Annotated in this window: 9 protein-coding genes and 1 pseudogene; 9 read left to right on the plus strand and 1 reads right to left on the minus strand. The window is 65.1% G+C overall.

The window, feature by feature from the left end:
- Positions 1 to 160 precede the first annotated feature (160 nt).
- Entirely contained in the window at positions 161 to 871 is a 711-nt protein-coding gene (locus tag PMI02_RS10475; RefSeq protein WP_007682340.1) for a Crp/Fnr family transcriptional regulator, read from the minus strand.
- A 241-nt stretch (positions 872 to 1112) separates the two neighbouring features.
- Between PMI02_RS10475 and PMI02_RS10480 the strand changes: the two are divergent.
- The 9 genes and pseudogenes from PMI02_RS10480 to PMI02_RS10520 all read left to right on the plus strand — a co-directional run bounded on the left by PMI02_RS10480 (position 1113) and on the right by PMI02_RS10520 (position 13368).
- Positions 1113 to 3330: pseudogene (locus PMI02_RS10480) on the plus strand (catalase).
- Between the two features lie 67 nt (positions 3331 to 3397).
- Positions 3398 to 4531, plus strand: coding sequence for a glycosyltransferase (locus PMI02_RS10485; protein ID WP_007682348.1), 1134 nt, complete (start codon positions 3398 to 3400; stop codon positions 4529 to 4531).
- Positions 4524 to 5471, plus strand: a complete 948-nt coding sequence (locus tag PMI02_RS10490) for a glycosyltransferase family A protein (protein WP_036503337.1) — start codon at positions 4524 to 4526, stop codon at positions 5469 to 5471. Before PMI02_RS10485 ends, PMI02_RS10490 begins: the two co-directional genes overlap by 8 nt.
- The gene (locus tag PMI02_RS10495) at positions 5468 to 6514 is read left to right on the plus strand and encodes a hypothetical protein (RefSeq protein ID WP_007682354.1); all 1047 of its coding nucleotides are present in this window, start codon (positions 5468 to 5470) and stop codon (positions 6512 to 6514) included. The genes PMI02_RS10490 and PMI02_RS10495 overlap by 4 nt, the downstream gene beginning before the upstream one ends.
- Positions 6511 to 7641 carry an acyl-CoA dehydrogenase family protein gene (locus PMI02_RS10500; protein WP_007682357.1) on the plus strand — a complete coding sequence of 377 codons (1131 nt, stop codon included), beginning with the start codon at positions 6511 to 6513 and terminating at the stop codon, positions 7639 to 7641. Before PMI02_RS10495 ends, PMI02_RS10500 begins: the two co-directional genes overlap by 4 nt.
- Positions 7638 to 8315, plus strand: coding sequence for a PIG-L deacetylase family protein (locus tag PMI02_RS26370; RefSeq protein WP_238539050.1), 678 nt, complete (start codon positions 7638 to 7640; stop codon positions 8313 to 8315). Before PMI02_RS10500 ends, PMI02_RS26370 begins: the two co-directional genes overlap by 4 nt.
- Complete coding sequence (locus PMI02_RS10510) at positions 8312 to 8899, plus strand: SAM-dependent methyltransferase (RefSeq protein WP_007682363.1); 588 nt, start codon at positions 8312 to 8314, stop codon at positions 8897 to 8899. The genes PMI02_RS26370 and PMI02_RS10510 overlap by 4 nt, the downstream gene beginning before the upstream one ends.
- Positions 8896 to 9741: a glycosyltransferase family 2 protein gene (locus tag PMI02_RS10515; protein WP_007682366.1), complete on the plus strand. Its 846-nt coding sequence runs from the start codon at positions 8896 to 8898 to the stop codon at positions 9739 to 9741. Before PMI02_RS10510 ends, PMI02_RS10515 begins: the two co-directional genes overlap by 4 nt.
- Before the next feature lie 507 nt (positions 9742 to 10248).
- Positions 10249 to 13368 carry a TRCF domain-containing protein gene (locus PMI02_RS10520; protein WP_007682370.1) on the plus strand — a complete coding sequence of 1040 codons (3120 nt, stop codon included), beginning with the start codon at positions 10249 to 10251 and terminating at the stop codon, positions 13366 to 13368.
- Positions 13369 to 13629 lie beyond the last annotated feature (261 nt).

The following is a 13629-nucleotide window of genomic DNA, read 5'->3' on the forward strand; positions in this document are numbered from 1 at the left end:
CGCCTGCCGCTGCGGCGGTCATAGTCACAGCCACGCCATCGGGACCATCGAGAATGACCAGCCCGTCTTCTGCACTGGCAACCCCCGGTTGGGTTTCCGGTCGGCGTTCACTGTTCGGGTTTGTCATGACGTGCACTTTCAACAAAAATTGGAGGATGTTTCACTGATCGATGTACAGATAGGTGGGGTCGAACTGCCCCCGCGCGGCCAGCCCGACCGGATCAAGGACTTCAACGACAGACGATCTGAAAATGCACAGGCGTTCTTCGCGAAGCTGGCGCATCACCCGATTGACGTGAACGTGGGTCAGTCCGCAAATTTCCGAGATGTCAGTTTGCGTAAGTGCCAGCGGAAACTGTCGTCCATCACTTAGCCCCACAGCCGCCAGCCGCGCATTGGTTTCGCACAGAAAATGCGCGACTCTTCCGACTGCAGCCAGCCGGCCGAGCCGAAACAACCACGCGCGGTGAATGGCGGCATCCAGCAGCGTTGAATACCAAAGCTTTCGCCCGAGTTGCGGTCGCTCGGCGATGATATCGTCCAACTTCCCATGGGGAATCATGCCCACGACTGCGTTAGTCATCGAGGCAACATCATGGTCAAGCGTCTTCAGTGGGTACGCATGAAGGTCAACAAAATCTCCGGGTACGTGAATGGCCACTAGTTGTCGGAGACCGTTATGGTCGTCGATGTGGCGCGACATAATCCCGTCGATGAGCAGCGTGCTATGATCTAATTTGTCGCCGGCTTTAACCAAAATACGCCGCGATTCAATCGTTCGCACTTCACTGACTGCGGCTTCGAGACATTCACGTTCGCCCAACGAAAGGCTGACGTTGCGTTTGTTCCTAAGGAACCGTTCGGTAAGCATGGGAACCTTCAAAAGATGTGTCAGAAGCGCGGTACTCACGCCGCGCCCAGCAGATAACCTCCTGTTTCAAACAGCGTTGCAAAGAGGCTGAGCTATTCGTGTTGATAAAAGTTAATCTGCCCAGAAAGCCGCAACTCGGCTGCCTGTCGCGTGTTGGCTTGGGGTTGCAAATCAGATGGTGCGCATTCCTGCAGGTTGCGGCAGCCAGGAATTGCGTTGTGTTACTTCGAGAGGACATCCCATGGCTAAGACTCCCACGAAACCACGCTCTAGCAGGCCTGCAGATTTGACTCCGGCCGATCTGGCTGGTGTCGATATTGGCGGTGAAACCACCGCCAAGGCATCTGCCATACCTGCAGATGCCGAGATCACGCTGTCGTTCGCGGAGCCCTTGGGGAATGGAGGCGAGACGCACCAGACGGCAAGCGGGGACGTCGAAACATTGACGACCCAACAGGGAATTCCGGTCGCCGACGACCAGAACAGCCTCAAGCAGGGCGCCCGCGGTCCGACGCTGCTCGAAGACTCCCATTTCCGCGAAAAGATCTTTCACTTCGACCATGAACGTATCCCAGAGCGCGTAGTCCATGCCCGCGGCTATGGCGCGCACGGTTTCTTCGAACTGACCGACAGCCTCTCCGACGTCAGCCGCGCCGACGTATTCCAGCGTGTCGGCGAGCGCACGCCTGCGTTCGTTCGCTTCTCTACCGTGGCGGGCTCGAAGGGTTCGTTCGACCTCGCGCGCGATGTGCGCGGCTTCGCGGTGAAACTCTACAGAAGGCAACTGGGACCTCGTGGGCAACAACATCCCGGTGTTCTTCATCCAGGACGCCATCAAGTTCCCCGACCTGATCCACGCTGCGAAGCCGGAGCCGGATCGCAATTTTCCTCAGGCCCAGACCGCGCACGACAACTTCTGGGATTTCATCAGCCTGACGCCGGAAAGCTTCCACATGATCATGTGGACCATGTCGGATCGCGCGATCCCGCGCTCCTTCCGTACCATGGAGGGCTTCGGCGTGCACACCTTCCGGCTGCTCGATGCCGAGGGCAAGTCGACGTTCGTCAAGTTCCATTGGAAGCCCAAGCAAGGCCTCCAGTCAGTCGTCTGGAACGAGGCAGTGAAGATCAACGGCGCCGATCCCGACTTCCACCGCCGCGACCTTTGGGACGCGATCAATTCGGGCGACTTCCCCGAGTGGGAACTGGGCGTGCAGCTCTTCGACGACGAATTCGCCGACAGCTTCGATTTCGACGTACTCGATTCAACCAAGATCATCCCCGAGGAACTCGTCCCGATCCGCGTGGTCGGCCGCTTGGTCCTCGACCGCGTCGTCGACAACTTCTTCGCCGAGACCGAGCAGGTCGCCTTCTGCACGCAGAACGTCCCTCCGGGCATCGACTTCTCGAACGATCCACTGCTCCAGGGCCGGAACTTCTCCTACCTCGACACTCAGATCAAGCGCCTGGGCGGCCCGAACTTCACGCATATTCCGATCAACGCGCCCAAGTGCCCCATGGCGCACTTCCAGCAGGACGGCCACATGGCCATGCGCAATCCCAAGGGCCGCGTGAACTACGAGCCCAACAGTTGGGGCGCAACGCAGGGCGGTCCGCGCGAGGATCCGGCGCGCGGCTTCACCAGCTTCGCGGAAGCGCCGGACAGGCCCAAGCAGCGGGTACGATCGGAGAGCTTCGCCGATCACTACAGCCAGGCGCGGCAGTTCTTTACCAGCCAGACCCCGATCGAACAAAAGCACATCGGTGATGCGCTGGTGTTCGAGCTTTCGAAAGTAGAGCGGCCCGACATCCGCTCGCGCACGGTTTCTCATCTCCTCAATATCGACGCGACGCTGGCCGCCACTGTGGCGGATGGGCTCGGGTTGGCGCTGCCTGAACCGGCAGTCGCCGCGCGAGAGACGATCACTGATCTTGAGCCGTCGGACAAACTGAGCATCGTCAAGAACGGCCCCGACAGCTTCAAGGGCCGCAAGCTGGGTATCCTGCTAAGCGACGGGGCCGACGCGGCGATCTTCAAGGCACTGGTCAAGGCATTGGACGCCGAAGGCGCGGTTTACGAAGTCATCGCACCGAAGATTGCCGGCGTCACCTTGGCCGACGGCACGACGGTGGCGGCCAAGCAAAAGATCGACGGCGGGCCATCCGTCCTCTTCGACGCGGTGGCCATCGTGGTTTCCGAGCAAGGCGCCGCACTGCTGTCGATCGATGCGGCGGCCAAGGATTTTGTCACCGATGCGTTCGCACATTGCAAGTTCATCGGCTTCACCGCCGAAGCGGAGGCGATCTTCGTAAAGGCGGGTATTGCCGATGACCTCGACGCTGGCTGCCTGCCGTTGGCGGCGGCGAAAGAGGCCGGAGACTTCGTGACGGCATGCCGGTCGCTGCGCCATTGGCCCCGGGAACTTGAGGTGGATCTGGATGCACGGCCCTCAGCCTGACCGATCAATCTTCCGGGCGGAACGTCGTGGAGGCGGCACGCCGTCTCCACGGCCACCTGCCGCCGGCATGAAGATCGGTATCATCGCTCATCTCAGGCATCCGATTGCCGAGCCTTTCGCCGGCGGCCTGGAGATGCACACCCATCTGCTGGCGCGCGCATTGCGTGAGCGCGGACACGCCGTGACGCTTTTCGCCTCCACCCGGTCTGACCCCGGACTGGGGCTCGAGGCGATATGCTCGGAAACCACGCTCGCCGATGTGGGGACGGCGGAAGCGAGCGATGTCGCCTTCTTCAAGGAGCATCACGCTTACCTCAGCCTGATGAACGGCCTGCGTCACCGGGACTTCGACGTGATCCACAACAACTCGCTGCACTATCTCCCGGTCACATTGGCGGACAGCCTGCCAATGCCGATGGTCACCACCTTCCACACGCCTCCGTTCTGCTGGCTGGAAAGCGGCGTTCGCCTGTGTTCGGCGAAGGAGCATTCGTTCGTTGCCGTCTCGCAGTCCGTTGCCGCTCTGTGGGATCACGTCGTTCGGGCCGACGAGGTGATCTTCAACGGCATCGACCTGGATAACTTCGCGTTCCACGCTGCCGCGGCGGAGGAGGGGTATCTCGTCTGGTACGGACGGATCGTTCCGGAAAAGGGACTACACTTCGCGATAGAGGCGGCCCGGCTGATCGGCCTGCCGCTGCGGATCGCCGGACCAATCCTCGACGACGAGTACTATCGCACCCGCATCGCCCCCAAGCTCGGACCGGACACAATTCACGTCGGACATCTTGCACACAGCGAGCTCGCGCGTCTGGTCGGCGGTGCGAGAGCCTTCCTATGCACGCCGATCTGGGACGAGCCCTACGGCCTTGTGATCGCCGAAGCCCTGGCCTGCGGCGTCCCTGTCGCGGCGTTCAGAAGAGGCGCGATCCCCGAAATCCTAGATGCCGGCTGCGGCGTCCTGGCCATACCGGACGACGTGGCTTCGCTGGCAGCTGCCGGTCTTGCCGCTCTCTCGTTGGACCGGCGAGCCTGTCGCAGGCGGGCAGAGGCTGTTTGCGACGCGGGACGGATGGTGGAAAGTTACGAGGCGCTCTATCGCCGCCGGATCGCCCAGCGCGGCCCCCAGCCCGGCGTCCTGAATCTCGACGCGGGGCTCGAACGCAGGCCAGTATCCCCCGATGGGCGTCTCTATGCCTAAGACTGACGTCGCCGGCCTCGACATGGATCTGTGCGTGTGCGTTCCTGCGCGCAACGAGGCGGAACGGCTTCCGATCCTGCTCTCGGCGCTCGCCGCGCAGACCTGGCAGAAGCTCATTCCGGTTTCGATCGTAGTCAATAACTCGAATGACGACAGCGTTGGGGTCATCAAGCGCGCGCAGGACCGCCATGCCGGAAGGCTGGCCATCCAGGTGCACCATGTGACGTTCAGTCCGGACCTGGCGCATGCCGGCTCCGCACGCCTCCTGGCGATGGACGGGGGCCTAGCACTCCTGCCGGGTCCCCAGCGGGGCGTTCTCGTAAGTACCGATGCCGATACCCGGCCGCCGCCGCAATGGCTCGAGAATATTGCCGCCGCTTTTGCCCGGGGGGCGGACATCGTGGGCGGCTGTATTGAGATCGAAGAAGCCGAACCGCTCCCCGACAACGTGCAGCCGCTGCGTGAAGCGTGGAACCTCTACTGGCAACAAGTACGCGCCATTGAGGATATGCTCGATCCGCTACCTTGGGATCCTTCGCCAAGGCACGGGGATCACACCGGGGCCTCTCTGGCGATGCGCGCGGCGCTCTATGTCGCTTGTGGCGGGGTGCCGCTGATGCCCACCGGGGAGGACCTTGCTCTGGTGAGGGCGGCGCTGGCGTGCGGAGCGCGGCTGGCCCATCCGGCAGACGTCTTCACTTATGTGTCACCCCGGCGCGACGGAAGAGCGGTAGGCGGCATGGCGATGGCCATGCAGGAGCTGTTCGACCTTGCCGCGAAAGGCGACCGGCCGAGCGCACCGGACTTCGAGCACTGGCGCGAACGTGCTGCGTGGCGGTGCGCCCTTCGCGCGCAGAAGGGCGGGCAGGCGCTCATTGCGCAGGCTGAGCCTCAGCTTCCTCCCATGCCGCACGACATGCTGTTGGAGATGGCTCCATGAAGCGCCGGCCGATCGGCTACTATGTTCACCATCACGGTGCCGGCCACTATGCCCGCGCTGCCGCAATAGCCGCGGCATGCGACTGGCCCGTAACTTTGCTGGGTACGGGAATAGGCGATCGCGGGATAGACCTGTCCGACGACCGCCCAGCTTCCGGCCAGTTCGACGGGCAAGACGCGGCCAATTGCCGCCCCGCAGCAATTCACTATGCGCCGCTCGATCATGAGGGTGTGCGTATGCGTGTCGCGCGGATATCGGACTGGATCGCGGCCGCACGGCCGGCGCTGATGGTGGTCGATGTGTCCGCCGAAGTCGCGATGCTGGCTAGACTGGCGTCGGTCCCGACGGCCTACGTGCGGCTCAATGGCGTGCGCGATGATGCGCCGCACCGTGATGCGTTCCGCGCCGCGACCGCGCTGTTCGCCCCATTTCATGGCGCTATGGAGCTGCCCGAAACACCGACCTGGGTGCGCGAGAAGACCCGCTATTTTCCCGGTATCACCGCCAGTGCGAGTACGGAGGCGGCCATCGATCGCAGGATTCTCGTGGTGTTCGGGCGCGGCGGCGGGCCCGGTGACGGAGAGCTGCTTGCTGCAGCCGCCCGTGCCTGTCCCGAATGGCAATGGCGGGTCATCGGCCCCGCCGGGCGCCCAGCCCACTGTCCAGCCAATCTGGTATTCGCCGGGTGGGCCGACGAGCCGCAGCGCGAAATCGCGCGCGCGCACATCGTGGTCGGCGCCGCGGGGGACGGTCTCGTTGGGGCCGTGATGGCGGCCGACCGCCCCTTCGTCTGCGTGCCCGAAGAGCGCCCCTTCGGCGAACAGCACGCCACTGCCGGATGCCTCGCACGGCTCGGCGCTGCAGTCGTATCGCTTACATGGCCCACCGCCGAGAGCTGGCCGGAACTTCTCGGCAAAGCCTTGTCCCTGGACGGATCGGCGCGCCGGACATTGCACGATGCGAATGGCGCGCAAAAAGCGGCGGCATGGCTCGCCGACCATGCTGCTGCGTTGACGCTCGGCATCAAGGAGCAGGCGGCATGATTTCCTACAGCCAAGTGGCGGCGGAGCCCGGCGATCCGGTAGGCCTCGCCGCATCGGTCGCCGCACGGTTGGCTGAACTGGGCGCTCGCTATGACGCCGCCCCCGTCTTTCCTTCCGAGAGCATGCGCTGCCTTGCCGCGGCCGGGCTGCATCGCCATTTCGCCCCGGTCGCGAGCGGGGGAATCGCATTTGCCGACATGGATACTTGGCATCGTACGCTCATGGACGTCCTGAGGATCATCGGACGCGCGGACCTGAGCATCGGGCGCCTCTACGAAGGGCATGTCAACGCGCTTGCATTGGTCGGATGGTATGGCTTGCCGGACCAGGTGGCTCATCTGGGTCGGGAGCTTGACGAGGGGGCATTCTACGGAGTCTGGGCAACAGAGCCGGCGCCCGGAGCAACTATCCATACCGGCAAAGGCGGGCAACGCCTGCTCAAGGGTGCGAAGTCTTTCGCCAGCGGGGCGGGAGGACTGAAACATGCAATCATCACCGCGCAGACGGCGGGAAGCGAACGCCAGCTGGTGATCGTTCGCGCCGACGATACCGAGCGCGCGGACGTGTCCCAGTGGCGGGTTCGCGGTATGCGGGCGACCACCAGCGGTCTGTACGACTTGAACGAAGTTGTCGTCACCGAAGCGGACCTGCTTGGCCTTCCAGGCGACTACGACCGCGACCCTCGCTTCACCACCGGCGCCTGGCGCTTTGCTGCCGTGCAGCTGGGAGGGATCGAGGGCCTGCTGACGGAGGCGCGGCTAGCGATGCCGGAGGCAGCCCGAAGCGATCCGCTGCAGCGCGCGAAGTTTGCAGACTGCGTGGCGGCGACGCGCACCGCCTATCTGTGGGTGCGCGAATGCGCCTCGCGCGCTGCGCGGGAAGACGCGGATGGACCAGCATTCGCCCGGATGACGCGCGGCATCGTCGAGCGGGCGGCGCTTGACGTGATGGAGCTTGCTGCCCGGATCGTCGGCACGCGCAGCGCCATGGACGGGCAGCGCATCGACAAGATCATCCGGGATCTCTCGCTCTACCTCCGGCAAGCGGGCCCCGATCATGCGCGTGACCAGGCAGCGCTGGCGTGGCTAGATCACGATGCCTGGGGCGAGGAGGATCGCTTGTGGTGATCGGCTCGCCCAGCTGCCGCCGTATAGGCGACCTGCGCTGGCTCGTCCTGGCGCCGCATCCTGACGACGAGACACTGGGCGCCGGTGCGCTCATCGCGGAGGCGTCCCGGGCGGGGTGCCTGGCGGGGCTGGTGTACCTGACCGACGGCTCAGGTTCTCACCGAAGTCCGGGGGATCGCAACGGTCGGCTCGTATCTACTCGCCGGCGGGAAGCGGCTGGCGCGGTGTTCCGGTTGAGCGGAAGCCGCAAGGTTGCTCCGCTCCATCTTGGCTGGAAGGACGCGGCGCCTGCACCACCCGAAAGCAGCGCCTTCGGCCTTGCGGCACGCAGGCTCGCGGCCCTCTGCCGGCGCCGGCAGGTCGATGCGCTCGCCGTCACCGCGCTCCACGAGCCGCACTGCGACCATGCTGCCGCCGCCCGGCTTGCTTATGCGGTGCAGGCCCTCGCGAAACGCCGGCTGCTGGTGGCTGAGTATCTCGTATGGGGTGGAGCCTTCGAACGTGGAACTCATCGGACCGTCCGTACGATCCCGATGCCCGCCGGGAAGCGCCGCCATGCGCTGCGGGCCCATCGCAGCCAGCTGACAGGTGTGCTGGGCCCCGGCTTCCGTCTGCCCGCCGAGCGCGTACGAATGCCGGCCGCCGATACCTTGTACATGCGGAGATCGCCGTGACCCCAGCTTCGACCAGCCTCGGGCCGGACTATTTCGAAAGCATGTTCCGCGGGACCAAAGACCCATGGGATCTGGAAACTAGCGTCTATGAACGGGACAAGTACGCAGCAACGATCGCCGCCCTGCGCGCTCGCAAGTACCAGCAGGGTTTCGAGGTGGGCTGCGCCAAGGGCGTGCTGACGAATGAACTGGCCGGCCACTGCGACGCATTGCTGGCAGTAGACGTCAGCGCGACGGCCCTGAAGGCCGCGCGCGCCCGGTGCGCAGTGCTCGATCACGTCTCTTTCGCTAACATGGTCTTTCCGCAGGTTGGTCCCGTACGCCTGTTCGACCTCGTGGTTCTCTCCGAGGTCGTCTATTACTGGGACGATCACGACATCAGGCGCGCGGCGCAGTGGATCGCAGCGCATGTCGAAGCTGGCGGCGATATCCTGCTTGTCCACTGGACCGGTGAAACCGACTATCCCCAAACCGGCGATGAAGCGGTGGGCAAGCTGCAGGACTTGCTGGGCGGCATTGTCAAAGTCGCCGCAGCCGATCGTACGGATCGCTACCGTCTTGATCTGTGGCAAAGACGGCCGTGACCCTGAGCGTACTGACCCTCGTCAAGGATCGGCCCGGCCATCTTGCGCAGCTTATCGAAGGACTGCGGCGCAGCGATGCGATCCCTTACGAACTTGTCGTGGTCGACATGGGCAGCGAACCCCCTGTCGAGGCCAGCGAATTGCCGTTTCCGACCCGCATAATTCGCCTGGATGGCGGCGGGCTTCCGTTGGCGGCCGCGCGTAACGCCGCTGCCTGCGCCGCCAGCGGCGAAAGCCTCCTTTTTCTCGATGTCGATTGTATCCCGATGCGCGGTTTGGCCCAGTCGATGGCCGATGCACTAGCGAGTCAGGATGCGCTGATCTGCGCCCAAGTCCGCTATCTTGGGCCCGATGACGCGCGAGGGGACTGGCAGGAGGCGGAGCTTCTGGGCCGTTCGTCCGGGCACCCGGAGCGTCGGTTTCCCGCTCACGGAATCCGCCAGGTGGAGAACGCCGGGCTCTTCTGGTCGCTGGTCTTCGGCATTCACCGCGAGCGCTTCTTCGGCCTCGGCGGTTTCGACGAAGCCTTCACCGGCTACGGCGCTGAGGATACCGATTTCGGTTTCCGGGCGCGCGCGGCAGGGCTACCTCTCATGTTCATGGGCGGGCCTGGCGCGTTCCACCAGCATCACGACAGCTTCGAGCCGCCGCTGCAACATCTGGCCGACATCGTGCGCAACGCCCAGACGTTTCGCGAGCGCTGGGATCGTTGGCCGATGGAGGGCTGGCTGGCGGCGTTCCGCGAAATGGGCGTCGTCTGTTGGGACGAGCATACGCTGCGCATCGAACGCCTGCCGACCCAATGGGAAATGGAACGGGCCCGCGTTGCGAATGTCGCCTAATTAGCCAATATGGGCGGCGTCAGTAGGCCGCAGAATGCAACGAGCTCGCGGAAGCAGGATAGTCAGACCTGCTTTCACGTCGCTTGCTGAGGAGGCATCCCTTCATCTAGGGGATCATCAGCTCCTGCAAGAGGGGGCACGATGGGTAGCTTCAAGACCTGCAGCGCGCGATGCACGATGCCGCGGCGCCAGGAAATTCCGATCGGATCAGCGCTGCGCGGCATGCCGGTTGGTATGACGTGACGGCCTCATCCGGCCGAGCCATCTTACCACGCCGGTCCGTCGCCATGCCGCGATGAACATGGATCAATCAAATATAGCGGGCGGACCCCTTTTCTTTCGCTTTCTCCGTGCGTTGTGAAGTCAGGATAGCCGCCGCACCCCGCAGGTGGCTCGTTTGACAGGCAAGGATCGCGCTCTGACTGACATAGCCAAGCGGGGAGGGCCCCGTGACCGGACGGCGGTTCCCGCAACCGACGATCGGCGCGCCTGCTCCACAGGTGCCGCGTGAACCTGGCGTTCACTGCCGTCCGCATCGTGCAAACCCTTGCCGACCAGTCCATCACATTTCTGGCGGACGATGAGCAGCAGGCCGAGGCATTGGCCGATGCCGTCAGGGCGCTGGCACCGCACGGGCATGTCGTACACATGCCGTCCAGCGACGCGCTTCCCGGGGAAGCCGCTCCGGCGACGCCGGCGAACGCTGGGCGCCGCGCTTCCGCTCTGCGGGCCCTTCGACTGGCGCAGGGCACCCCGATCGCCTGCATCCTGAGTGGGGAAGCCGCGGCGCGGCGCTATCCCGCGCCCGAAGCGTTCGACAGCGCGCCGCCCACGCTGCGCTCCGGCGACGAGGCCAATACGCAGTCTTTCGCGAAACAACTCGAAGAGCTGGGATACGTCGCCGACGACCGCGTCGACGAGCCGGGCGAAATGGCGGTACGCGGCGAGGTCATAGATATCTTTCCCGCTGACGCCAGCGGCCCGGCACGCATCGAACTTGCAGCGGGCAGGATCGCCGCGATCCGGTCGTACGATCCCGCAACCCAGCTCACTATCGGCGATCTGGAGCAACTGGAGATCGGCCGCGCCGCCGAACCGCCGATTGGCGAGCCGAATTCCATTCTTGCCCACCTGACGCCGGGGATACTCGCTCTTTCCGATAAGGCCGACCATCGCCGCCGGCGTTTCATCCAGCTTGCCCGCGACGCAGCCGGCGGTGCGCCTCACCGCCTGGATGCGATAGAGGACGCTCTTTGGAAGAGGGCGTGCAAGGCATGGGCGCCGCCGGCGTTCGACGGGGACTTCACGGCAGTGCCGCGCTTTGCCAACGAGCGCTCGCCGCTCGCCGCCATGGTGCGCTTTGCCAAGCCACTTCTGGCTGAGGGACGCTCGTTCGTGCTGGCGGGCAGCGCCCGGGACCTGCGTTTCCTGCGCGGCAAGGTGGCCCGGGGCCTGTCGCTGGAAATCGTTGAATTCGAGGGCTCCTCGTCGCTAGATGAATTGCCCGCCGGCTGCGGTGGCAGCCTTACGGTGCCCGTCGACGCCGGATACGTCGACGAACGCGTTGTCCTCGTCACGGCGGCCGACCTGATGGGCAGTCGCGCGCTGATCGGCGATGGCGGCCCGACCGGCGCGAACCCCTGGCACGTCGGTATCGAAGTGCGCAGCGGCGACGTCGTGATCCACGAGGACCACGGCGTCGGGCGCGTGCAGGGGCTGGAGCCCTCGCCGGTCGGCGACGCGAGCGGCGACCGGCCTTCGGTCGACAGGATCGTGCTCGAGTATGCGGGGGGTGGCCGGCGCCTGGTGCCCGTCGACGAGGCCGACCGGATATGGCGCTACGGCGCCGACGGCGACGTTGTGACCCTCGACAAGCTGGATGGTTCGTCCTGGCACAAGCGCCGCGCGGCGATCAACGACGCGATCGACGAGAGCGCGAAGGCCCTGACGCAGCTGGCACGCGAGCGCGAGGCGCTGACGGCGCCGGTCATGGAACCCGACCCGGCCGCCTACGAACGTTTCGCCGGCGGCTTCCCGTTCAATGAAACGGCCGACCAAGCCCGGGCCATCGCGGCCGTCTGGGACGACCTGGCGAGTGGCCGACCGATGGACCGGCTAGTAATCGGCGACGTGGGCTATGGCAAGACCGAGGTCGCACTGCGCGCCGCTGCGTTGGCTGCGCTGGCCGGTTTCCAGGTCGTGGTCTCCGCACCGACCACCGTGCTCGTGCGGCAGCACCTCGAGACGTTCCGCCGCCGCTTCGAGGGGACGAAGATCGAGGTCGCCGGCCTGTCACGGCTGAGCACCGCTGCAGAACGGAAGTCTGCGAAGGCGGGGCTCGCGGATGGCTCGATCGGTATCGTCGTAGGCACCGGCGCCGTGATGGCAAAGGGCGTGAACTACGCCAGGTTGGGGTTGGTCGTAATCGACGAAGAGCAACGCTTCGGGGCCGCCGACAAGGCCCGTTTGCGCGGCTTTGGCCCTGTCCATATCCTGAGCCTGAGCGCCACCCCGATCCCGCGTACCCTGCAGGCAGCCCTGGTCGGCCTGCAGCAGATGTCCGTCATCGCTACGCCTCCCGCCCGGCGCCAGCCTATCCGCACCAGCATCGGCCAGTACGACGATGGGCTCATCCGCACTGCTCTCGCCCGCGAAAAGGGGCGGGGAGGGCAGAGTTTCGTGGTTGTGCCGCGTATCGAGGACATGGCGAAAGTGGCTGAAAAGATACGACGCGCGGCACCCGATCTGGCGCTCGTCGAAGCGCACGGGAAGATGTCGGCGGCCGAAATCGACGACGTCATGGTCGGCTTCGGTGCTGGCCGGGGGGATATCCTGCTGGCGACCAACATCATCGAAGCGGGCCTCGACGTGCCGCGCGCGAACACCATGATCGTCTGGCGCGCCGATCGCTTCGGTCTGGCACAGCTGCACCAGTTGCGCGGCCGTGTGGGGCGCGGCAACCGGCGCGGTCAGGTCATCCTGCTGATCGAAAGCGAGGACGCGATCGGCGCGCGCACGCTCAAGCGGCTGCGCACGCTCACCACGTTCGACCGGCTGGGCGCCGGCTTCGCGATAAGCGGCCAGGACCTCGACATGCGCGGCGCGGGCGACCTCGTCGGCGAGGATCAGGCCGGGCACATGAAGCTGATCGGCGTCGATCTCTACCAGCAGTTGCTCCGTGTCGCGCTGCAGGCTGCGCGTGGCGAGGACGTCGAGCGGTGGAGCCCCGAACTCAACTTGGGCATGAGCGGCGTCCTGCCCCCGAGCTGGATCCCGGAAGCGGACCTGCGGCTGTCCCTTTACGTCCGGCTGGCACGCATCGAGACTGAGGAGGCGCTCGATGCCTTCGATGACGAACTGCTGGATCGCTTCGGGCCGCTGCCCCCCGAAGCTGTCAGGCTGCTGGCCCATGCCCGCATCCGCCTGGCGGCGCGGGCTTTACGGATCGCGCGCATAGACGCGGGCCCGGCCGCGATCGCACTTACTCTGCGCCGCGATTGCACGCTCGAAGTCGCGGCCAACGGCCTGGTCGAAAGCAAAGGGCGTTGGATACTCGCTGAGGCCCTGCCGAGTGAGGCCGATCGTATCGCGCGCGTTGAAAGCCTGCTCGACGGGTTCGGATGCTGACCGGCCGCCGGACCCAGCCTGCCCTGCGGCAGGATTATCTTTCAGCCGTGCTGGGTCTTTATGCGCGCGGCGATCGTTTCATTTACGAAAGCGGCCAAGTTTGGTCGGACCGGCAGCACATCCGAAAACATGGAGAGCAGGAATGGCAACCGTGAACGACGACGCGCCACCCACCACTTCGAAGTCGCGCGAGACGCACGACGCTGCGGTGAACGCGTTTCCCCAAGCCCGAGGTAATGCGCTGATCGGGCGGACCGTGAC

Source organism: Novosphingobium sp. AP12 (assembly GCF_000281975.1).
In the GTDB taxonomy this organism is placed as follows: Bacteria; Pseudomonadota; Alphaproteobacteria; order Sphingomonadales; family Sphingomonadaceae; genus Novosphingobium.